Annotated in this window: 18 protein-coding genes; 7 read left to right on the top strand and 11 right to left on the bottom strand. The window is 70.9% G+C overall.

From position 1 onward, the window contains the following. Positions 1-36: 36 nt before the first annotated feature. Positions 37-921 carry a cellulose binding domain-containing protein gene (locus ABZV06_RS19810; RefSeq protein WP_355623161.1) on the bottom strand — a complete coding sequence of 295 codons (885 nt, stop codon included), beginning with the start codon at positions 919-921 and terminating at the stop codon, positions 37-39. Between the two features lie 390 nt (positions 922-1,311). Between ABZV06_RS19810 and ABZV06_RS19805 the strand changes: the two genes are divergently transcribed. After that, on the top strand, positions 1,312-1,698 hold the full coding sequence (locus ABZV06_RS19805; protein WP_355232771.1) for a peptidase inhibitor family I36 protein: 387 nt from the start codon (positions 1,312-1,314) through the stop codon (positions 1,696-1,698). 53 nt (positions 1,699-1,751) lie between these two features. Here ABZV06_RS19805 and ABZV06_RS19800 read toward each other — a convergent pair whose 3' ends face one another. After that, the gene (locus tag ABZV06_RS19800; protein WP_355623158.1) at positions 1,752-4,157 is read right to left on the bottom strand and encodes a hypothetical protein; all 2,406 of its coding nucleotides are present in this window, start codon (positions 4,155-4,157) and stop codon (positions 1,752-1,754) included. A 249-nt stretch (positions 4,158-4,406) separates the two neighbouring features. On the opposite strand from ABZV06_RS19800, the gene ABZV06_RS19795 reads away from it, so the two are divergent. From ABZV06_RS19795 to ABZV06_RS19785, 3 genes are all read left to right on the top strand, one after another. Further along, complete coding sequence (locus tag ABZV06_RS19795; protein WP_355232773.1) at positions 4,407-5,333, top strand: S-4TM family putative pore-forming effector; 927 nt, start codon at positions 4,407-4,409, stop codon at positions 5,331-5,333. Positions 5,334-5,490: 157 nt separating this feature from the next. Next, complete coding sequence (locus ABZV06_RS19790) at positions 5,491-6,396, top strand: hypothetical protein (protein WP_355232774.1); 906 nt, start codon at positions 5,491-5,493, stop codon at positions 6,394-6,396. Positions 6,397-6,567: 171 nt separating this feature from the next. After that, entirely contained in the window at positions 6,568-7,200 is a 633-nt protein-coding gene (locus ABZV06_RS19785; protein WP_355623156.1) for a hypothetical protein, read from the top strand. Positions 7,201-7,205: 5 nt separating this feature from the next. On the opposite strand, the gene ABZV06_RS19780 is transcribed toward ABZV06_RS19785, so the two are convergent. The 5 genes from ABZV06_RS19780 to ABZV06_RS19760 form a co-directional block, all read right to left on the bottom strand. Further along, complete coding sequence (locus tag ABZV06_RS19780; RefSeq protein WP_355623153.1) at positions 7,206-7,574, bottom strand: DUF4180 domain-containing protein; 369 nt, start codon at positions 7,572-7,574, stop codon at positions 7,206-7,208. Beyond that, positions 7,567-8,016, bottom strand: coding sequence for a helix-turn-helix domain-containing protein (locus ABZV06_RS19775; RefSeq protein WP_355232777.1), 450 nt, complete (start codon positions 8,014-8,016; stop codon positions 7,567-7,569). The genes ABZV06_RS19780 and ABZV06_RS19775 overlap by 8 nt, the downstream gene beginning before the upstream one ends. Before the next feature lie 105 nt (positions 8,017-8,121). Next, entirely contained in the window at positions 8,122-9,906 is a 1,785-nt protein-coding gene (locus tag ABZV06_RS19770) for an FtsX-like permease family protein (RefSeq protein WP_355623150.1), read from the bottom strand. 1 nt (position 9,907) lies between these two features. After that, on the bottom strand, positions 9,908-10,636 hold the full coding sequence (locus ABZV06_RS19765; RefSeq protein WP_355232779.1) for an ABC transporter ATP-binding protein: 729 nt from the start codon (positions 10,634-10,636) through the stop codon (positions 9,908-9,910). After that, complete coding sequence (locus ABZV06_RS19760) at positions 10,633-11,163, bottom strand: PadR family transcriptional regulator (protein ID WP_355232780.1); 531 nt, start codon at positions 11,161-11,163, stop codon at positions 10,633-10,635. The genes ABZV06_RS19765 and ABZV06_RS19760 overlap by 4 nt, the downstream gene beginning before the upstream one ends. A 109-nt stretch (positions 11,164-11,272) precedes the next feature. Here ABZV06_RS19760 and ABZV06_RS19755 point away from each other — a divergent pair, with 109 nt between their 5' ends. Further along, positions 11,273-14,644 carry an AAA family ATPase gene (locus tag ABZV06_RS19755; protein ID WP_355623147.1) on the top strand — a complete coding sequence of 1,124 codons (3,372 nt, stop codon included), beginning with the start codon at positions 11,273-11,275 and terminating at the stop codon, positions 14,642-14,644. Positions 14,645-14,906: 262 nt separating this feature from the next. On the opposite strand, the gene ABZV06_RS19750 is transcribed toward ABZV06_RS19755, so the two are convergent. Together ABZV06_RS19750 and ABZV06_RS19745 are read right to left on the bottom strand one after the other, a co-directional pair. Continuing rightward, the gene (locus ABZV06_RS19750; RefSeq protein WP_355623144.1) at positions 14,907-15,767 is read right to left on the bottom strand and encodes an ABC transporter permease; all 861 of its coding nucleotides are present in this window, start codon (positions 15,765-15,767) and stop codon (positions 14,907-14,909) included. Then, the gene (locus tag ABZV06_RS19745; protein ID WP_355232783.1) at positions 15,764-16,777 is read right to left on the bottom strand and encodes an ATP-binding cassette domain-containing protein; all 1,014 of its coding nucleotides are present in this window, start codon (positions 16,775-16,777) and stop codon (positions 15,764-15,766) included. The genes ABZV06_RS19750 and ABZV06_RS19745 overlap by 4 nt, the downstream gene beginning before the upstream one ends. Positions 16,778-16,952: 175 nt before the next feature. On the opposite strand from ABZV06_RS19745, the gene ABZV06_RS19740 reads away from it, so the two are divergent. After that, entirely contained in the window at positions 16,953-17,468 is a 516-nt protein-coding gene (locus tag ABZV06_RS19740; RefSeq protein ID WP_355623141.1) for a GNAT family N-acetyltransferase, read from the top strand. A 24-nt stretch (positions 17,469-17,492) separates the two neighbouring features. Here ABZV06_RS19740 and ABZV06_RS19735 read toward each other — a convergent pair whose 3' ends face one another. Both ABZV06_RS19735 and ABZV06_RS19730 read right to left on the bottom strand, forming a co-directional pair. Next, the gene (locus tag ABZV06_RS19735) at positions 17,493-18,479 is read right to left on the bottom strand and encodes an aldo/keto reductase (RefSeq protein ID WP_355623138.1); all 987 of its coding nucleotides are present in this window, start codon (positions 18,477-18,479) and stop codon (positions 17,493-17,495) included. 82 nt (positions 18,480-18,561) lie between these two features. Then, the gene (locus ABZV06_RS19730) at positions 18,562-19,314 is read right to left on the bottom strand and encodes an SDR family oxidoreductase (RefSeq protein WP_355623136.1); all 753 of its coding nucleotides are present in this window, start codon (positions 19,312-19,314) and stop codon (positions 18,562-18,564) included. 103 nt (positions 19,315-19,417) lie between these two features. On the opposite strand from ABZV06_RS19730, the gene ABZV06_RS19725 reads away from it, so the two are divergent. Further along, positions 19,418-20,260, top strand: coding sequence for a helix-turn-helix transcriptional regulator (locus tag ABZV06_RS19725; protein WP_355623133.1), 843 nt, complete (start codon positions 19,418-19,420; stop codon positions 20,258-20,260). The last annotated feature ends 152 nt before the right edge of the window (positions 20,261-20,412 follow it).

Genomic DNA, 20,412 nt, shown 5'->3' with positions numbered 1-20,412 from the left:
GTTAGGACAAGGCCCGCCGGACCGGCCGGTGCGCGGTCAGGACCACGTGTCGCCGAACTCGCGTACCCCGTCGACGTCCAGCGTGATCCGTCCGTTCTCGGTCCACTGGCCGGTGGCGGCGAGCCAGCTCGGGTCGTCGCGCTCGTCGATGTCACTCCAACTGTGCCGGTGGTGCCGCAGCTGGATCGGTCCGGTCGACTCGCCGGGCTCCAGCGTGCCGTCGATGAAGGTCAGCTCGACCCACCCGGGGACCGGCGTGCCGGGGATCGGGTAGCCCGGTGGTGCCGGCGTCGTCAGCACAGGCGGGCCGCCCGGCGGGACGAAGAACTGCACGGTCTGCCGGACCCGTTGGCAACCCAGCGCGGCCCAGTCGCAGTTCGGCACCAGCGACGTGTTGCCGCCCTCGAAGCGCAGGTGGTAGCGCACCCGCACCGCTCGCAGATCGAGCGGCCCGGTGCCGGTGTTGGTGACCTTCAGGAGGTGCTGGATCTGGTTGTTCGTCGGTGACCAGTCGAGGTTGAGGTAGCTGACCGTTGCGCGCCCGCTGGCGGTGCGCACGGTGACGACGGGCGAGCTGTCCGAGTAGCCGCCGAGCGCGCGGGCGGCAACCGCGATCCGGTACGTCGTGCCGGGCGCGAGGTCGGTCAGCGTGATCGTGGTGTCGAGGGTGGTGCCCAGCCAGCGGTACGTGTTGGTGCCCAGGGGTGCCTGCACCTCGTAGTTGATCGGCTGCTCGGCGGCCGGATCGCCAATCCAGGTCGAGGGTGTCCACCTGAGGGTGAGCTGGTGTGGCCCGTTGGCCACCACCATCGGGGTGCCGGGGGTGCTGATGGCCGGGCCGTCGGCACGGGCGCCGGTGACGGCGAGGAGGCTCGCCAGCGCGGCGACGGTGACGGCTGCGATGACGCGGCGAGCATGCATGGCCCGGATTGTAGAGATTCGATCACACGGCATCAATGTCTCTTCGTGCTTGCTGGTCATCTGCCGGATGCAACTTCCATAACTCAACCGAAGTCAACGGGTCGGATTGAAAGCCTTTCCTCGATGGTGCAGAAATGGCAATCGGGCCGATTGTCGCCGCATGACTGGTGATCACAGCGGCTGGTTCATATGCTTGCCGAGTGGTGGAGTCCACCGATTCCCCGCGCCTCCCTCAGGTCCCTGCGCGCTCACATCGCGAGGTGTCGAATGGTCATTTCTCCCATTTATCGGACCGCGCTGACCGCCACGCTTGGCTGGCTCATGGTCCTTTTCCTGGCTCCAGTCCCGGCCCACGCCGCGACGGTCGATCATTCCGATCTCCGTCCGGAGATGGCGAATTATCTCGCCGAACATCCGGGCGGTACGGCGATCAACGACAACGAGATCAGCTATCAGAACGGCACGTTCGTCGTCACCCTGCGGGCGCCCTTCGGGGTGCTGGCAACCGCCGACTGTCCCTCGGGTTGGTACTGCTTCTACGAGTTGCCCAACTTCGGGTACCCCCGTGGGCGGCTCTCCTCGTGTGGCCGTCAGAATCTGGCGACCTGGCAGTGGCAGGACCGGGTGGAGTCCGCGCACTACAACCTCAGCAGCGGGTCCGTGTCGTTCTACTACTACGGCACGAAGCTGTTCACCATCGGCACGGGCAACCGTGTCCGCAGCGACGCCGCGCCCTACCGGGAGTGGTCGAACTACGTGGACCGGTACTGCCCATGACGGTCATGGCGCCGCCACGGCCATCCGGGATCAGCCGGCACGGCCGTCCGGGATCAGTCGCAGCCGGGGCGCGCAGTCGTCTCGGTCCGCGTACTCGTCATCAGCAGTTCATGACTGAGGACCGCGCCGCCGACGCCGGTCAACTCGTGGCTGAGTAGCCGCCCGTCCTCGCCGAAGATCACGGTGTCGCGGCGGCTCTCACCATCGTCGGCGCTGAACCCGTAGCCGCGCCGGTTCGCCTGGTCGAGCTGCTTCTTGCGGTAGGTGATCCCCGGCGTCGAGGCCAGGTACGACAGCAGCACGGCCCGCTGGCCGGGCGTCAACAGGTGGTACTGGTGGAAGCGTGCCACGAGTCGCAAGGCTCCGGCGGCGTTGCGCCGCCCGGGCGGCAACTCATCGAAGAGTGTCCCTAGCTGGTCGTTCAGCTCACTCAGGTCCTGCGCCGGCAGCGGAAGGACCTCCGACAGCTCCCCGTCGGCGTACGTGTCCACGTCCGGCGGCTCGGTCGGATGCCCGCTGGCTGAGGTCGTCGTGACGGAACGGCCGGCCAGGCGGGAGTTCCACCAGAGACGAATCTCCTGATAGAGCTCGTCCTCCGAGCCAGGCTCGTCAGTTGCCTCGGCACCTCGGACCCGCCGGCAGATATAGGTGAAGCGGCCCGGCGGCACAGCCTCTCGCAGCTGTGCGACCTTCAGTGCCAGCTCGGTCAGGTGTTGGCTGGCCTCGTCCCGGGACGCTCCGCGATCCGGTGCCTCCGACTCGGCGCGTGGGTGGGGTGTGGGAGTCACCTCCAGGCGATCCAGCCCGAGGGGCGAGGGGACGGCGACAGCGGCGGCGGTGCCCAGGACCGCCCCGCCGACGAAGACCGCCGTGATCCACCGCGCGCCCACCCTCCGCATGGTCCTGTGCTTCGCGGCCCGCCGAGACCAGTCCATACCGTCGTTCAGCGGCAGCCTCGGCTGCGGTATCCCGTCCGTGGTCGGGGCCGGACGCTGGCGTGCCGACTGATTGCCCGCTCGCGGAGCGGGGTGGATCCAGTGGTCCACCGGGCCGGTGCGCCCTGCCCTCGCCGCGTTCTCGGCCTTCAGAGTGTTGATCGCCGGGCGGTGGTGATCGCCGTGCTGCGCACCCGGCACGGCCGTGAAGTTCGACCAGCCCTGGTCGAGCCGGTCGTCGCCCGGCCGCGACACCGACGGGCGCCCGGCCGCAGGCAGCGGCGCCGGCTGGTCGGTCACGCGGGGCAGCACTGGGAGCCGGGCCGGCGCGGGCGGCGTGATCGACCGGTAGAAAACGTTCTTGTACGCCTCCGCGGCCAGGCGGAAGCACCACCGACGTCCGGCGGCGCTGAGGTTGTCGAAGGTCGTGCAGATCAGGGCCTGCGCGATGAGGGAGAGCCGGAACTGCTGCTGCCACTCGCCACCCAGGCCGCTGCTGAACACGGCATTCAGGCCTGCCCGGTGGGCGGTGTCCACCAGCTCGTTCAGCACCGGCGGCAGCACCAGGCTCGGTCGCCCGGGCGACGGGTCGAGCAGTTTGTCGATGAGTGCCGTGGCCTGCGCCGACGGCAGCCCAGGGCCGTCGTTGGGATCGCGGGGTGCCACGTAGCGCAGCAGAGTGGTCAGCAGGAGGCAGACCAGGTCCCGGCTGAGAGGTGCCTTCTCCGCGAACGCGCCGAGATCGACAAGTTGGAACTCCTCGGGCCGCGGGAACCTGTCGAAGGGCACCAGGATGTTGCCACCGTGCAGGTCACTGTGTGCGTACCCGTAGACGTAGTCGATGCGGGTGGCCCCGAAACTCGATGTCGGCGCGATGAGCCGCAGCGCGTTCGGTAGGACGACGCCGTCCACGACGAACCAGTCGCTCGACGGGTCCGGCAGTCCGACGCGCTCCGCGAGGAGGCTTACGTCGGGCTGGACGCCGCCAACCTTCAGCTCCCGAGAGAGGTAGGAGCTGACCCTCCTGTTGCCGAGCGGTCGGCCCTTGTGGTGGTCGCCGTCCGGGTGCTGGTTCAAGTTGGTGAGAAGCTGCTCTGCCACGACGGAGAAGGCGGCAACGACGTACTCGTCGCCGAGGTCGTCGAAGGCGATCACCTGGCAGCCGCCGGCGGCGATCTCCTGGAAGGTGAGGATGCGGTCGCCGTCCAGATCCAGCGGAGGGTAGGGCTGTCGCACCAGGTGGCGCTTGGCGAACTCCTCGTTGGACAGCCGCCACGCCCGTTCGTGCCCGCCCGACTCCCTCGTCCCGCGGTTGTGCACCTTGACGATCAGCTTCTCGGCGCTGTTGCCGCCCCAGCGGGCGCGTCGGCTCAGGGTGACGGCGACCAGGTAGGCGTCGGTGTAGCCGCGGATCACCAGCGCGTGACTCGGTGCCCGCACCGTGCCGTCCAGTTGCTTCGCCCAGCCTCGTAGACGTCTTGTGGCTGGCGGGTCCTGGAACAGGTCATCGAGGCCGTCGTTCATGACCGTCGGTCGGTCCTTTGGTTCGAGCGGACAAGGGTGACCGGGTCTGTGTCGGCCGAAAAGAGTCGCGCGTGGGATGTGCGCGGCATCAAAGATTACCCCTGGAAAGGGCGAATGCGTGAGAAATTCGCAGCGATATGTGAAAGCTACTAAATGGTAGCTAAAAGATCACTGGGGAGAGCCGGTTCGCGACGGTACGTCACATCTATTGACCTGGATATAGACTCGTCACCAGGATGGGAGGGTCCTGTGACAGAGCGTACTGACTCCCTGCTCAGCCGGCAGAACCGACCCGACATGATGGCACTGTTGCACGCGATGTCCGTGTGCCACAGCCGGGCCCAACGGCTCGACAACCTCCGGATGGTGCTCTCCATCGCCATCGGCATCGTCGGCGCGGTCGTCGCCTTCATCGGCGTGTCGGCCGTCGCCGTCACCGCCGTCGGTGCCCTGTGGGCGGTCGTCAACGCGATCGGGCTCGCCTCCTGGTCGACCGGCCAGCTCCGTCGGGCGGCCACCCTCCAGGAGATGTTCGACGTACGGCTCTTCGAGCTGCCCTGGAACACTGTCGCGGCGGGCGAGCCGCTCGGTGCGGAGGAGGTCAGCCGTCTGGACCGCGCCTACCGGGGTGACGAGCGATACCTGCGGGACTACTACGAGGTGCCCCCGCTGCCCCGCCCGTACGACGTGCTCGCATGTCAACAGCAGAACCTCGGGTGGGGCGCTCGGGTGCGCCGACGCTACGCGTACGGCGTGCTTGGTGGTGTCGCGCTCTGGACGGCGGTGGGCGTCGTCTTCGCGGTGACCGCCGATCTCACCGTCGCCAACCTGTTGACGCAGTGGTTCGTGCCGTCGCTCGGCGCTCTCCTGCTCGGTGTCGAGATCTATCGGGGGCAACGCGACGTCGCCATCGAGCGATACCGGGCCCTGGGGATCGTGCACAGGCGGCTCACCGCCGCCGTCCGGCGCGGCGACGACTCGTCCGCCGTACCCGACCTGCTGACCCTCGCGAGGCAGACTCAGGACCTGATATTCCAGAGCAGGCAGGCCCAGGCGCGCGTTCCCGACTGGTTCTTCCGGCGGTTCCACGCCGCAGACCGGGTCGACTTCCAGGCGGCGATGATGAATCTCGGCGACCTGCTCAGCACCCGTCCGCCCGCCGCCCACGTCGACTGACAGTGGTGGTCGCCGGACCATCGGTCCATTACGCGACGTAGTCGGCTTGAAGATAATGCCTGGTCAGGTGGTTACCTAGCGTCAACCCGTCATCACGAACGGCCTCGACGTCGGCGTCCTACCTGCCGCCCCGTCCGGCCTCAGACGGGAGAAAAATATGCGTACTCAGAACACCTGCCGCCGGTTCGGTGCCCGCGCGTCCGTACTCGTGCTCGGTCTTGTCGCCGCCGGAGCGGTGATCGCCCCGGCGAGCCCGGCGTCCGCCGCAGTCCCCGGCCTGGTCCGGATAACCGCGACGAGCGTCAGCGACTCGGCCGACTTCCACAGCGCCACCGCGACGTGCCCGGTCGGCAAGGTGCTCACCGGCACGGGTTACGAGCTGAACGGCGTCACCGGTGAGGGCATCGTCGACGACCTGCGCCCCAACGGTGGCCCGGCGACCGCGCCGACGGCCGTCACCGCAGGTGCCTACGAGACGGAGGCGTTCGCCGGCAACTGGTCGGTGACGGCGTACGCGATCTGCGCCAACCCGCTGCCCGGCCTGGTCCGGGTCTCCACGGTCAGCGTCAGCGACTCGGCCGACTTCCACTCCGCCACGGCCACCTGCCCGGCTGGGAAGGTGTTGACCGGTACGGGTTACGAGCTGAACGGCGTCACTGGTGAGGGCGTCGTTGACGACTTCCGCCCCAACGGCGGTGTCGCCGCAGCACCGACAGCGGTCACCGTCGGCGCGTACGAGTCGGACGCCACCGCGCTGAACTGGTCCGTGACCGCGTACGCGATCTGCGCCAACCCGTTGGCCGGTCTGGTGCGGACGTCGACAGTAGGTGCCAGCAACTCCGTCGACTTTCGCAGCGTCGTCGCCACCTGCCCGGTCGGGAAGGTGCTGACCGGTGCCGGCTACGAACTGAACGGCGTGACCGGCGAGGGCATCGTCGACGACTTCCGTCCCAACGGCGGCCCCGCGACCGCCCCGACGTCCGCCGCGTCCGGCGCGTACGAGGAGGACGCCTTCGCCGGCAACTGGTCCGACACGGCGTACGCCATCTGCGCCACGCCGTAACAGGCTGATGGTCCGGCGTGGCCACCCCATACCGCTCGGGGTGGCCACGCCGCTTCGGGACCTGCGCTCTGCGGTCGATACCCCGATATGGCGTCGAAGGACGGTGGACGGGAGGGCCCGACCGTAGCGTCCCGATCGACGGTCCACGCGCTCGATTCGAGGGAGGCGACCATGCAGACGGCCGCAGGTGTGGTGTTGGGTGAGTCCGCCCCGGTCACGGTGCGGGTGGACCGCTGGCGGGCCGGGCTGCCGCCGGACGCCTGGCCCGACAGCTTGCCGGCGAGCGGCGAGATCTGGCGACATGACGTCTTCGCGGTGGCCGAGGCATACCGGGCCGGCCTGGCGAGCGCACGGCAACTGCTGACCGCCGTGTTGGTCTGGGGTTACGGTCCCATCGGGTACGGCCCGTGGCGTGCCACCCGGTCGCTCGACGCCGATCCGGAGGGCAAACGCCTGGCGTACGCGCTCGAGGAGGTCTCCACACCGGAGTCAGACGAGGCCGCGCTGGGCGCGGCGTACCGCCGGTTCGCTCATCGCGACCACGCTCGGCTGCCCTGGTTGGGGCCGGGCCTGTTCACGAAGGTCCTCTACGTCGTCGGCTACCGGCGCGGGGTGGGCGGCGTGCAACCCCTGATCCTCGACCGTGTAGTGGCCGGCCTGCTCCCCGCCGAGGCGGGCGTCGGTCGCCGCGACGGGTGGTCGTCCGAGGTGTGGCTGGCCTACCTGCGCTGGGCCGCCGAGCAGGCCAGCATCCGGGGGATCGAGTCGGACGCGGTGGAGATGGCGCTCCGATCGGGCCGCTGAGGTGGCTATCGCGCCGTGCGCAGTCGCTCGTCGAGGGCGTCGAGGTCGGGGACGAACCAGACCTGCCCGCCCTGGTTCGACTCGTGCACGAGTGCGCGCAGCGCCGAACTTCCCGCGAGCTGTGTCGAAATGTCACCGACCACGGCGAGCCGCACCCGGTAGTTGACGAACTTCTGCATCACGTCGCCGGCGAAGCGGGTGCCCAGCGAGAAGAACCGCTCGTCGAGCCGGTGAGCCGGCACCGCGACCACCTGGGCGCCGAGAAAGGCCGCGCCGATCAGGTCCAGCGCGTCCTGCTCGGTGGCGATCGGCGGGCCGGTCGGGTCGCAGACCAGCACCGGCACCCCGGCGCGCTGCTGCATCTCGTCAGGCATCGTGGACCTCCCGGTCGAGTAGGCCGTTGTCGGCGGTGAGGACGGCGTCGAGCAGGTGCAGCAGTTCGGCGGTGGCGGCGGGGTCACCCAGGATGATGACCTTCATCCGGTGGCGTTCCTCGTCGTACATGGTCTGCACCCGCAGGGGGTTGGCCTGGTCGTGGGCCGTGTTGGCGCTGGTGAGCACGAGCGTGCCGAGCCGGTCGGCGGCGGCCCGGTCGACACCGTCGACTTGCACGATGCTGGACACCTCCGCCTGCCCGGCCACCATGGCGGCGGGCGGCCGTCCGGTGAGCGCGTCGAGATCCCGGGCAGCGATCCGGTACTGCTTGCCGATCCGCACCGCCCGCAGGCGGCCGGAGCGGATGTAGCCGCGCACCGTGCGCACGTGCAGGCCGAGCCGGTCGGCGACCTGTTCAACCGAGTACATTTCTTCCGTCATCGTTCCCTAACATAGCGCTAGAGGGAAGTTTGGGTAACGATAGGGTCGGCTCGTTGACCACGTCAGCTCCAGAGGACCGCCACTCGACTGGTTGCACGGCGTCGGTCAGGTCGCTGCGGCCCGGAGGGTGTCCGCGACCGGTCTGCGGGCGGCGGCCAGCGCGGGAATGGCGGTGATCAGGGCCACCCCGAGCAGGACTCCGAGTGCCGCGGTGAGGGCCCAGGAAGCGGGTGGATATCGTTCGCCGTCGAAGAACAGGTACAGCCCGGTGCCGACGGGAATCCCTGCGACGACGCCAGGCACGGCGGGTAGGAGTTGCGCCACCGCCATGCCCATACCGGCCTGGGTAGGTGTCGCGCCGAGCGCGCGGGCGACCGCCAGCGGGTGCCGAGTTTCGAGCACTGCCGTCCAGGTGCTCACGATGGCGTTGAGTAGCGCGAGGAAACAGGCCACCCCGGCGACGATGAGCATGGCTTGGAGGGTTCGCTCGTTGCGGGGGTCGGGGAGTTCCGAGTAGCCGAGATTCAGTGGGTCGTCGTCCTGCGCCAGGATCGACAGGACGGCGGCGATCGCGGTCGTGGTGATCAGGGTGTTCATGGTGACGAGTCGGGCACGGTGCGGCCGCCGCGCGTTGATGCGTACGCCGATCAGGAGTGCGGTGGGCAGCCGGCGCGACAGCCAGATGAGCCACCGTCGGCGGCGCGCTGGCGTGGGAGCATCGGCCAACGCGTGGACGGTGCTGGTGGCCACGGCGCGTAGCACCGGTCCCAGGGTCGCCGCGACGGCGATCGCGAGGGCGAACGTGGTGGCGGTGACCACCATGCGAAGCGGCGGGTTCACGTCGACGGAGCCGATGAATCCAGGGCTGGGACGAAACAGCAGGGGCGCCGCGAACCATCCGGTAGCCAGGCCTGCCCCGGCGGCGGCGAGCCCGAGCACGAGGTATTCGGCCAGGTGTACGGCAGCGATAACGCCCGGCCCGGCGCCTACGGCCTTGAGCAGCCCCACCTGGCGACGCCGGGCGATGACTCGGCCCGCGACGATGCCGGCGACGCCGACGATCGCTAGGCCAGTCAGCAACCAACTGCCGACCGTCAGAGCCGTCTCCGCCTGCCTGTTCTGCCGGCCGCTGCTGGTGGCGATATCGCCCGCCGACCGGAAGATCCAGCCGCGGAAGCGGGGATCGTCGGTCGACCGGCCGACGACCTGGGCGCCGGCCTGTGGGTCGACCAGCTTGAGGTTCAGGGTGTACGACAGCCGCCGGTCGCCGGCGAGGGTGGTGATGTCGCGGTGATCGACCCAGACCAGGCCGCCCTTCTCCACCAGGTTCCCGCCCGGAAGGTGCCAGTGGACCTGTGGGTACACCGCACGGGCGGCGGTGACCGCGAACCCGGTCACCTGCAATGGGTGGCCGTTGATGGTGACCGTGTCGCCGGTGTGTACGTCGAGGGCCTCGGCGAAGGTGCGTTCCATGACCACGCCGCCGGCACGTATCCAGGTGCCGTCGGTCAGCGCAGGCCGGTCGACGGCGGCGGGTGCCTCGTCGCGGCCCTCGACGATGACCCGGACGGTGGTGTCGCGGGCGGTCAGTGTCAGGAAGGCCAGCGGGAAGGGGCCGCTGTGCTCGGTGACGCCGGGCAGGGTCGCCAGCGGGGCAAGCGCGTCGAGGGCCTGCGGACCGGTGAGGCCCGACTCCACCACCAGGTCGGGCCCGGCGGTGGCGGCCTGGGTGCGCTCGTAGGGGCGGGTGACGAGTTCGTTGAGGGCGAGGCCGAGGGTCAACGTCGCGGTCGCGGCGGTGATGGCGACCAGCAGCAGCACGTTCTCGGTCCGGTGTTGACGCAGGCCCCGTATCAGTAGTCGCCAGATGAGCAGCAGACGACCAGCCATCTCAGTGCACCCCGCCGTAGACGGTGCCGGTGCCGGTCCCGGTGAGAAGGCTGTCGTCGGCGAAGGTCCCGTCGCGCATGGAGATCACCCGGTCGGCGACCGCCGCGATGCGGGCGTCGTGCGTGACCACCACGAGGGTCTGCCCGGTGGGGCGCAACTCCTCGAACAGCCGTAGCACCTCCAGGGTGGCGGCGGTGTCGAGATTGCCGGTCGGCTCGTCGGCCAGAACGACCTGCGGCTCGTTGCTCAACGCGCGGGCGATGGCGACGCGTTGGCGCTGGCCGCCGGATAGCGCCGAGGGAAGGTGCGTGGCTCGGTCGGCCAGCCCGACCTGGTCGAGCAGATGCAGCGCGCGCCGCCGAGCGCGACCCGGAGACCACCCGGCCAGCAGGGCGGCCATCTCGACGTTCTCCACGGCGGTGAGTTCGTCCATGAGGTGAAAGGACTGGAAGACCAGACCGATGGTGTCGCGCCGGAGTCGGGCGAGGGCGCGCTCGCTCATCGTGTCGATCCGGCGGTCGGCCAGCCACACCTCGCCGTCGGTGGGGCGTTGCAGCCCGCCCAGCAGGTGCAGCAGGGTGGACTTGCCGCAGCCGCTCGGCCCCATGATCGCCAACGTCTGGCCGGCGGGCACGTCCAGGTCCACCTCGTCGACCGCGCGTACCAGCGCGTTGTCCCAGCCGTACCACCTGCTCAGCCCACGCGTCCGCACGGCCATCGACCCGGTCATGCCCCCGCCTTCCGTTCAGCTCGATCACGCTCGGACCAGATGCGCTCGCACGCCTCCAGCCACTCCAGATCAGCTCGCAGCCGCAACACGACGCCCTCCAACAGCAACCCGGCAACCGGATCGACCGACCGTTCCAACGCCGCCCGTTGCGCGTCACGCAGGCGGCGCAGCACCTCACGTCGTTGCGCGTCCACCAACGCCACCGGATCGGCCAACCGGGCAGCTGCGGCGGCTACCAGCTTCAGGTGAAACTCCGTGAGGTCCGGCTTCGGCCAGCTCACCTCGGTCAGCCAGCCAGCCAAACGCTGCTGTCCGGCCGGCGTCAACGCGTAGACCCGTCGGTCCGGCCGGTCCGGCAGGCCCTCGGCCTGCTCCGAGGTCACCAGGCCAGCCTTCGCCAACCGGGCCAGCGTCACGTAGACCTGCCCTGCGTTCATCGACTCCCCGAGCGGGCCAAGTGCGTTCCGCATCCGGCTGCGCAACTCGTACCCGTGCGCCGGCTCCTTGGCCAACAGGGCTAGCACCACGTCCTGCAATGCGACCCCCCCGAATAGATCGCTTATAGATAACCGCTAGCTATGCCGCTGTCAAATCTCGACACTGGTCGTCGCAGGGTTCCAGTACCGTCTGGAAACCATGGACGCGCGGGCCGGCGACGCCATCATCGGGCGGGATCATCCCGCGGGTCTGCTGCGCGCCGAACTGGACCGGGCCGCCACCAGCCACGGCGGTCTCGTCCTGGTCACCGGTGAGCCGGGCATCGGCAAGACCACACTCGTCACGTCGGCGGCGCGGGAAGCCCGCCGGCGAGGGGCGCTCGTGGTGGGCGCGGCCTGCTGGGACTCCGACAGCGCCCCCGGTTACTGGCCATGGGTGCAGGTGTTGCGCGCGATCCGACGCTCCGCCGACGACTGGGCGCTCGCACGCTCGGACGCCGAGCCTGCCCTCGCCGCCCTGCTCGGCGAGACCGGCACCGGTGACGTACCCGGCCTCACCGCCGCCTGGTCGACCCGCGACGGCCAGGATGTCGCCGACCAGGAGGCGTTCGCCCTGTACGACGCGGTGACCGCGGCACTGGTCGCCGTCTCCGCGCGCCGGCCGGTGGTGGTCGTCCTCGACGACCTGCACTGGGCCGACCCGGCTTCGCTGCGGCTGCTGGCGTTCGCCGCCCAGCACACCTGGTTCGAACGCCTGTTGCTGATCGGCACGTACCGCGACGCGGAGGTCGAGGCGGGCGACCATCCGCTGCGCGCGCTGTTGCTGCCTCTGGTCGCCAAGGCCACCACGATCACCCTCACCGGCCTGGCCCGCGACGAGGTGGCCGCGTTGATGGCGCGTACCGCCGGCCGGGAACCCGCCCCTGAGCTGGCCGACGAGGTGCACCGCCGCACCGGCGGCAACCCGTTCTTCGTCGAGGAGACCGCGCGGCTGTGGCACACCGACGGCACGACCGGCGCCATCCCGCCCGGCGTACGCGAGGCGGTACGACGTCGGCTCGCCCAGTTGCCCGCCGCGGTGGTCGAGGCGCTGACCGTCGCCGCCGTACTGGGCCGCGAGTTCCACCGGCAGGTCGTGGCGGCCAGCGCGGCGGTCCCGCCCGCGCAGGTCGACCGGCTCCTCGACGACGCGGTGACCGCCCGCCTGGTGGTCGCCCGGGGCGGCGGCCGCTTCACCTTCGCCCACGACCTCGTCCGGGAGACCCTGTACGACGGGCTCACCGTCGACGACCGGCAGTCCCGCCACGCCGCAGTGGTCCGGGCGGTGGACCCGCCGAGAGCGCCCACCGACCGGCCGATCCCTGCCGACCTGGCCCGCCACGCCTACCTGGCCGGTGCCGCGCTCGACCGGACCCGGGCCGTCGAGCTGCTGGTCGCCGCCGGGCGGGACGCGTTCGCCCGGCTCGCCGCCGACGAGGCGGGGATGCACTTCCGCCGAGCGTTGGAGATCGTCGAGGACCCCGCGCAGCGGATTCGGCTGCTCGTCGACTTCGGAGAGGTGCAGTCCCACCACGCCGGCAGAGCGGAGGCCGTACGTCTGCTGGCCGAAGCCGCGACGCTCGCCCGTACGCTCGACGACCCCGTGCCGCTGGCCCGCGTCGCGCTCACCGTGCACCGCGCCCGCCAGGTGGACACCACCCACGCGGTCGACACGACGGACCTGATCCGCGAGGCGTACCGGCGGTTGATCGGCGAGCCCGCCGCCACCGTCTCGACGGGCACCCTGGTAGCGGATCTGATCACCGCCACGGAGACCATCGCCCGTCGGGGTCGCGACGACGAAGCGCTCACCTTCAGCCTGTGGGCCCGCCACGACACCACCTGGGGGCTGGGCACCGCGGCGGCGAGAGCCGCGCTCACCGCCGAGATCCGGGACGTGGCTCGACGCTCGGGTGACCGGGAGACCGAGCTGTGGGCCACGTCGCTGCGCTGGGTGGCGTTACTGGAACTGGGCGACCCGCGCTTCATGGAGGAGTTCACCGCCTTCGTCACCGTGGGCCAGCAGGGTGAGCTGGCTCGTCCCCGGATGGCGGCGGCGGTCGACGGTGGGATCATCGCGGCGTTCCGGGGCGACTTCGCCGAGGCGGACGAGCGGTTCACCGTCATCGCCGAGCTGTCCGACCCGGGGCACGCCGAATTCGCCTTCATGGGTCATCACCTGCGCTGGGCCCGGCTGCTGTTGCAGGGGCGCTTCGACGAGATCGACGCGCTGCTGCGCGAGTGGGCGCCGACCGACTACCCGTACCGGGAACTACTGTCGGCCATCACGGCCGCCGAACGTGGCGACGACGACGAGGCGGTGCGATTGACCGCTGGCATCGAGGCCGCCGGCATCCACTACCCGCGTCCGGTGTCGCCGCTGTGGCTGCGCCTGCGCGCACAGGCCGCCGCCGCGTCCCGGGACCCGCGGCGCTGCGACGACGCCCGCGTCGCGCTGACCCCACACGCTGGACAGTGGGCAGTAGGGCTGTTCGGCTGCGACATCAGCGGACCCATCGACCACTGGCTCGCCGTCGTCAACGCCGCACAGGAGCGCTGGGACGACGCGATCACCGGCTTCACGGCGGCCCGCGACGCCGCCGACCGGATGGGCTCCCGACCCTGGTCACTCATCGCCCGCGCCGAACTGGTGAACGCCCTCGCCCGCCGTGGTCACCCGGGCGACGCCGCGACGCTGGCGGAGGTGCGCGCCACCACCGTCCGGGACGCCACCGCCCTCGGCATGAAGCAGGTGCTCCTCCGGCTCGCCAACCCGGACCCAACCCACGCCGAGCTGAACCAAGGCGGGCTGTCTCACGCTGCGTCGGGCCACGCCGTTGGCCGGGCCGGGGGCAGCGGGCTGGGCGATGTCGCGCTCGCGGGCCAGGCCGGCGGGGAAGGCCACGCAGGCGGGGGCGACCAGGTGGTCGGGGGCGGCCCGGCCGTCGGCCGGCGTCAGGTGGTGCCGTCCGACCCCACCATCGAGGGGTACGCGTTCCAGCGCGACGGGCCGGTCTGGCGGCTCGCGTACGCGGGAGTGGTGGCGCACCTGCCCGACGCCAAGGGCCTGCACGACCTGCACCTGCTGCTGGGCCGCCCCGGCAGTGACGTCCCGGCGGTGGAACTGCTCGACCCGGCCGCTGGGCCGGTGCTGGTGGCCGCCCGTCGGATGGGCGGCGACCCGGTCCTCGACGACGAGGCGAAGGCCCGCTACCGGCGGCACCTGACACGCCTCGACGACGAGATCGACCGGGCCGCCGCGCGTGGCGACACGGCGAAGGTCGGCGCGCTGGACGTCGAGCGCGGCGCGTTGATCGAGGAGTTGCGCGCCGCGGCGGGGCTGGCCGGTCGAAGCCGACGGCTGGGCGACGAGGCCGAACGCGCCCGCAAGACGGTCACCGCGCGAATCCGCGACACCCTGCGCAAGCTCGACGACAACCATCCCGCGCTGGCCAACCACCTGCGCGATGCGGTCTCCACCGGTGCCACCTGCCGCTACCTCCCGCAAACCCGCCTCCCCTGGCACCTCTAAATCCCCACCCGCGCCCCCGCCCGCCCCCGCTTCGGCGATCTTGCACTTTCGGTTGTTGATTTGGGCGCTCCCGTGGCTTATGTCGCCACAGCAAGTGCAAGATCGCGGGGCAGTCGCCGTCAGGTCTCGTCGATCATGGAGTTGTGGTGCCCGGTTTGGGGATTTGCGGGCTGATTTGTCGCCCACCACAACTTCATGATCGACGGGGCGGGGGCAGGGGCGCGGGGCGCGGGGAGCGGGGAGCGGGGAGCGGGGAGCGGGTTTAGCGGCGGTTGTAGCGGTGCATGGTTAGGGTGCCGAAGACGACGACGAAGCCGGCGCTCCACAGCAGGAGCCACATCGTGGCGGACGGGTCCGTTTCGCCGGACATGACGGCGCGTACCGCGGCCACCAGTTGCGTCACCGGGTTGACCTTCACGAAGGCCTGGAGCCAGCCGGGCATGGTGGTCGGCTCGACGAAGACGTTGCTGAGGAACGTCAGCGGGAACAGCACCATCATGCTGACCCCCATCACCGACTTCTCGCTGCGCAGGATCAGGCCGAAGAACGTCCACACCCAGGAGAACGCGAACGAGAAGACCACCAGCAGCCCGATCCCGGTGGCCACGCCGGCGACGCCACCGGCGGGCCGGAAGCCGAGCGCCAGCCCGACACCGAGGATGACCAGGGCGGCGAGGATGTAGCGCAGCACGTCCCCGAAGATCATTCCGACCAGCGCGGCGGGTCGCCAGACGGGCAGCGTCCGGAAGCGGTCGAAGATGCCCTTCTCGATGTCGGTGTTGAGGCCGACGCCGGTGTACATGGTGATCATCACGACGCTTGTCACCATGATGCCGGGCAGGAAGAATTGCAGGTAGTCGCGCGGGCTGTCGGCGAGAGCGCCACCGAACAGGTACGTGAACATCAGCACCATGATGATCGGGAACGCGGTCACGTCGAAGAGCTGTTCCGGCACGTGCTTGATCTTCAGCAGGGCTCGCCAGCCGAAGGTGAGCGACGCGCCCAACGCGCTCGGCCGGGTCGGTCGGGCGCCCGGCGCGAGGACTGTCGCCAACGCCTCGGCGGACGGTACGTAGACCGACGGTGCCCGTTCGGCGGTGGTGGCGGTGGTGGTGTCGCTCATCGGGCTGCCTCCAGCTCGTCGTCGCGCTCGTCGGCCGACACGGCCGGGTGGTCGGTCAGGGCCAGGAAGACCTCGTCCAGGCTGGGCTGGCCGAGGGAGAAGTCGTCGACGACGATGCCGGCGCGGGCCAGGTCACCGAGTGCGCGGGCCGCCTGCGCGCTGGCGTCGAGGTCGGTGCCGGCCTCGCCGACGCGGGCGGTCAGGGCCACCGGATCGGCGGCGAGCTGCACCGGCACGTTCAGTGCCTCCCGGAGTACCTGCTCGGCCTGGGGCCGCTGGCCGGGGTCGCGCAGTCGCAGGTGGACCGTGCCGGAGCCGACCGACGACTTCAGCTCGCCCGGTGTGCCCTCCGCGATCACCCGACCGTGGTCGACGACCGCGATCCGCCCGGCGAGCTGGTCGGCCTCGTCGAGGTACTGGGTGGTCAGCAGCACGGTCGTGCCGTGTGACACCACGGCGCGGACGATCTCCCACACCTGGTTACGGCTGCGCGGGTCGAGGCCTGTCGTCGGCTCGTCGAGGAAGAGCAGGTCAGGGGTGTTCAGGATGCTCGCGGCGATGTCGATGCGTCGTCGCATGCCACCCGAGTACTTCTTCACCTGGCGGTCGCTCGCCTCGGTCAGACCGAACGCGGCCAGCAGCGCCGCCGCGCGGTCCCGGGCGGCCGGCTTGCGCAGGCCCAGCAGACGGGCCAGCAGCACCAGGTTCTCGGTGCCGGTGAGGTCCTCGTCGACGGAGGCGTACTGGCCGGTGAGGCTGACGCGGCTGCGAACCTTGTCGGCCTCGGTGACCACGTCGTGCCCGAAGACCCGCGCCGTGCCGCCGTCGGGACGCAGCAGCGTCGCCAACACCCGGACCGCCGTGGTCTTGCCGGCCCCGTTCGGGCCGAGCAGGCCGTAGACGGTGCCGGCGGGCACCCGCAGGTCCATGCCGGCCAGCGCCCGGGTCTCTCCGAACGTGCGGGTGAGCCCCTCGGCCTCGATGGCCAGGCCGGTGGAGCGTGTGTTCATCATTCCTACCTCTCGTCCGATGGCCGGCGACGTCGTGGTCGGTGTGACCAACGACCCCGCCGTCCTACAGGCGCGAGGTGACGATCGCCTGTCCGCTAGATCGGAACTAGCACGTGCCGTTTCGGGACGGAATGTCGGTGGGACCGGCTTGACTGGGACCGACGAGGGGGACGGAATGACGCAGGTACGCATCGAGCCGTGGCACGAGGATGATCTCGATCTGCTGCGGCTGCTCAACTCACCGGACACGCGCAGACACACGGGCGGCCCGGAGACCGACGAGCAGGTGGTCGCCCGGCACGACCGGTACGTGCACTTCGCCGAGGGCGGGCAGGGGTGCATGTTCACGGTGGTGCTGCCGGACGGCACGCGGGCGGGCAGCGTCGGCTACTGGGCTCGCGAGTGGCGCGACCAACCGGTGTACGAGCTGGGCTGGGCGGTGCTGCCCGCGTACCGGGGGCAGGGGCTGGCCACCGCCGCGGTGCGCGCGGCTCTCGACGTGACGCGCGCCCGACGGGACCGGGGCTATGCGCACGCGTACCCGTCCGTCGACAACCCCGCCTCGAACGCGGTCTGCCGCAAGGCGGGCTTCACCCTGCTGGGCGAGACGAATTTCGAGTACCCGCCCGGGCACCTGATGCGTGCCAACGACTGGCAGCTCGACCTGACCGCCCCGCCGGCCGACGACTGAGGTCGGCGGGGCGGCCGTCGCAGGTCACCAGGTGGTGTCGAGACGGTGCCGCTGCTCGGCGGTCAACTCCAGCTCCACCGCGGCCAGGCTCTCCTCGAGCTGGGCCACCGAGGAGGCGCCCACCAGTGGAATCGACGGCAGGTCACCGCCGAGCAACCAGGCGAGCACCACCTGGTTCACCGTCGCGCCGGCCTGCCCGGCGACCTCCCGTAGGGCGGCCAGCCGCCGGGGTGCGCTCGGCAGGTCGTACGCGGCGTTGAGCGGCATGTCCGCCCGGCTGTACGCCCCCCTGAGCAGTGGCGAGTACGCCACCAGGGTCAGCTCCGGCTCGGCGCGCAGGTAGCTGAGCAGGTGGCCGCCGGCGGCGCCCGGGTCGCCGTCCGGGTCCAGCTCGCTGGCCACGTCGGTGCGCCGGGTCAGGTAGCTGTGGTGGTACTGGAGCACCTCGTACCCCGGGAGGCCGGCGGCGGCGGCGAGCGCGCGGGCCCGCTCCACCCGCCAGGCGCGGTGGTTGCTCGCGCCCAACAGGCCCACCGTGCCCTCGGCGACCAGGTCGGCGAAGCCCTCCACGGTCTCCGCGAGCGGCACCGTGCGGTCCTCGATGTGCGCGTAGAGCAGGTCCAGCCGTTCCACGCCGAGCCGGTCGCGGCTGCGCTCCGCCGACTCGCGGATCACCTTCGCCGACAGACCCTCGGCGTTGTCGAGGTAGCTGGTGCCGGGGGCCAGTGGACGGGCACCCAGCTTGGTGGCGATGACGATCTCGGTGCCGATGCCCCGGCTGCGCCGCCACCGCCCCAGCAACTCCTCACTCTGGCCACCCTGCGAGCCGTCGACCCAGAACGCGTAGTTGTCCGACGTGTCGATGAAGGTGCCGCCCGCCTCGACGTACCGGTCGAGGATCGCGTACGAGGTGGCCTCGTCGGTGGTGCTGCCGAACAGCATGGCCCCGAGGCTGAGCACGCTGACCTCGCGCCGGGTCGCCGGGTCGGTGCCGATCGTGCGGTACCGCATGGGATCTCCTTCCGTGCGCCCTGCCGGTGGGCGCCGAGGACCACCCTGGCGGCTGGAGTGCACTCCAGGTCAAGCGCCCGTCTCACCAGGCGAGTACGCCGTAACCACCGCCGGCGTCCATCTGGAAGCCCCAGAGCAACCCGCTCGGCCCGTCCGCCGGGAGGGTCGCCAGGTGCACGCTCACCTCGGCGCCCTGCTCGGGCGTACGGAAGCCGCTGTTGCCGTTGAAGTCGGTGGCGCAGTAGCCGGGGTTCGCCGCGTTCACCTTGATCGGGGTGTCCCGCAGCTCCTTGGCGTACATGGCGGTGAGCATGTTGAGCGCCGCCTTCGACGACGGGTACGGCACCGAGGTCAGCGCGAAGAGCGCGCCGTCCGGGTCGGTCATCACGGCGATCGAGCCGACCTCGCTGGAGACGTTGACGATCCGTGCCGCCGGTGCCCGGCGCAGCAGCGGCAGCAGCGCGTTGGTGACCGCCACGACCCCGAAGACGTTCGTCTCGTACAACCGGCGCATCGTCGCCACGGTCGTCTCGCTGGGCAGCCCCCGCGTACCGTCGGCGAGCACGATGCCGGCGTTGTTGACCAGCACGTCGAGTCGGTCGTACTCGGCTTCGACGAGTTTCGCGGCGGCGGCCACCGACGTGGCGTCGGTGACGTCCAGCGGCACGAAACGGGCATCGACGCCGCCGTCGCGCAGCTCCCGCTCCGCGGCGCGGCCCCGCTCGGTGTCCCGCGCGCCGACCAGGACGGTCATCCCGAGGCCGCCGAGCTGACGGGCGGTGGCGAGGCCGATTCCCTTGTTGGCCCCGGTGATCAGGGCGGTCATCTTCGTCATGCCACCGAGCCTGTGCTCGCCGGCGGCCGGTGGGGAGAGACGCCCCGAGGCTGGGACCAGCGGTACCACCCTGGCCGACCCGGCAGGCGGCATGCTGGGAGGCATGACGACCAGCGGCCTGCGGCGTGACGAACTGGCGGCGTTCCTCCGCGCCCGGCGCGCCCGCCTGCGGCCCGCCGAGGTCGGCCTCCCCGACGGGGTACGGCGGCGTACGCCGGGGCTGCGTCGGCAGGAGGTCGCCCAGCTCGCCGGGATGTCGATCGACTACTTCATCCGGTTGGAGCAGGGCCGGGGGCCGCACCCGTCCCGGCAGGTGCTCGCCGCGCTGGCCCGGGCGCTGCTCCTGAGTCGCGACGAGCGGGAGTACCTGTTCCGGGTCGCGGGGGAGAACCCGCCGTCGCCCGTCGGACCGAGCCGCGAGGTGCCGCCCGGGCTGCGGCACCTGCTCGACGCCATGACGGAGACCCCGGCGTACCTCGTCGACGCCGCGTACCACGTCCTGGCCTGGAACCGGCTGGCCACGTACTTCGTGGGGGATCTCGCGGCCGTGCCGCACGCGGAGCGCAACATGATCCGCTGGACCTTCCGGCAGCCGGTGACCGACGCCCACTGGTCCGATGCCGACGCCCGCCGGTTCGTGCACAGCACGGTCGCCGACCTGCGGGCCGCCTACGGCCGTTACCCGCACGATCCGGCGATCCGCGAGCTGGTCACCGAGCTGCTCGGCACGTCGCCACGCTTCGCCCGGCTCTGGGCCGAGCACGAGGTCGAGGAGCGGCGTCCCATCGTGAAGCGGGTGGCGCACCCCGGGCTGGGGCCGCTGGAGTTCGAGTGCCGGGTGCTAATGGTGCCGGAGACCGAGCAACGGCTGATCGTCTACGTGCCCGAGCCGGGCTCGCCGACCCAGGCGGTGTTCCACCGGCTCGCCGAGCGTGTGGACGGCTGACCCACCCCGAACAGCGCGCTGCCCCGGAGCAGTGACTCCGGCCCGGCTGTTGACCCTGCACGACCGGAGCGTGGACGTCACGTCGCTGCGTCCGCTCGACGGCTCGACAATCGACAGCCCGTCCGGCCGTGGGGTGGTCTTCCAGCGGTACG

The organism is Micromonospora sp. NPDC005172, from assembly GCF_040608555.1.
In the GTDB taxonomy this organism is placed as follows: Bacteria; Actinomycetota; Actinomycetes; order Mycobacteriales; family Micromonosporaceae; genus Micromonospora.
This window is presented reverse-complemented; position numbering and strand designations above follow the sequence as displayed.

Bases quoted from the DNA above. Each gene is read 5' to 3' on its own strand.
- ABZV06_RS19810 (WP_355623161.1), bottom strand. From the start codon at position 921: ATGCATGCTCGCCGCGTCATCGCAGCCGTCACCGTCGCCGCGCTGGCG.
- ABZV06_RS19805 (WP_355232771.1), top strand. From the start codon at position 1,312: ATGGCGAATTATCTCGCCGAACATCCGGGCGGTACGGCGATCAACGAC.
- ABZV06_RS19800 (WP_355623158.1), bottom strand. From the start codon at position 4,157: ATGAACGACGGCCTCGATGACCTGTTCCAGGACCCGCCAGCCACAAGA.
- ABZV06_RS19790 (WP_355232774.1), top strand. From the start codon at position 5,491: ATGCGTACTCAGAACACCTGCCGCCGGTTCGGTGCCCGCGCGTCCGTA.
- ABZV06_RS19785 (WP_355623156.1), top strand. From the start codon at position 6,568: ATGCAGACGGCCGCAGGTGTGGTGTTGGGTGAGTCCGCCCCGGTCACG.
- ABZV06_RS19780 (WP_355623153.1), bottom strand. From the start codon at position 7,574: ATGCCTGACGAGATGCAGCAGCGCGCCGGGGTGCCGGTGCTGGTCTGC.
- ABZV06_RS19775 (WP_355232777.1), bottom strand. From the start codon at position 8,016: ATGACGGAAGAAATGTACTCGGTTGAACAGGTCGCCGACCGGCTCGGC.
- ABZV06_RS19770 (WP_355623150.1), bottom strand. From the start codon at position 9,906: ATGGCTGGTCGTCTGCTGCTCATCTGGCGACTACTGATACGGGGCCTG.
- ABZV06_RS19765 (WP_355232779.1), bottom strand. From the start codon at position 10,636: ATGACCGGGTCGATGGCCGTGCGGACGCGTGGGCTGAGCAGGTGGTAC.
- ABZV06_RS19755 (WP_355623147.1), top strand. From the start codon at position 11,273: ATGGACGCGCGGGCCGGCGACGCCATCATCGGGCGGGATCATCCCGCG.
- ABZV06_RS19750 (WP_355623144.1), bottom strand. From the start codon at position 15,767: ATGAGCGACACCACCACCGCCACCACCGCCGAACGGGCACCGTCGGTC.
- ABZV06_RS19745 (WP_355232783.1), bottom strand. From the start codon at position 16,777: ATGAACACACGCTCCACCGGCCTGGCCATCGAGGCCGAGGGGCTCACC.
- ABZV06_RS19740 (WP_355623141.1), top strand. From the start codon at position 16,953: ATGACGCAGGTACGCATCGAGCCGTGGCACGAGGATGATCTCGATCTG.
- ABZV06_RS19735 (WP_355623138.1), bottom strand. From the start codon at position 18,479: ATGCGGTACCGCACGATCGGCACCGACCCGGCGACCCGGCGCGAGGTC.
- ABZV06_RS19730 (WP_355623136.1), bottom strand. From the start codon at position 19,314: ATGACGAAGATGACCGCCCTGATCACCGGGGCCAACAAGGGAATCGGC.
- ABZV06_RS19725 (WP_355623133.1), top strand. From the start codon at position 19,418: ATGACGACCAGCGGCCTGCGGCGTGACGAACTGGCGGCGTTCCTCCGC.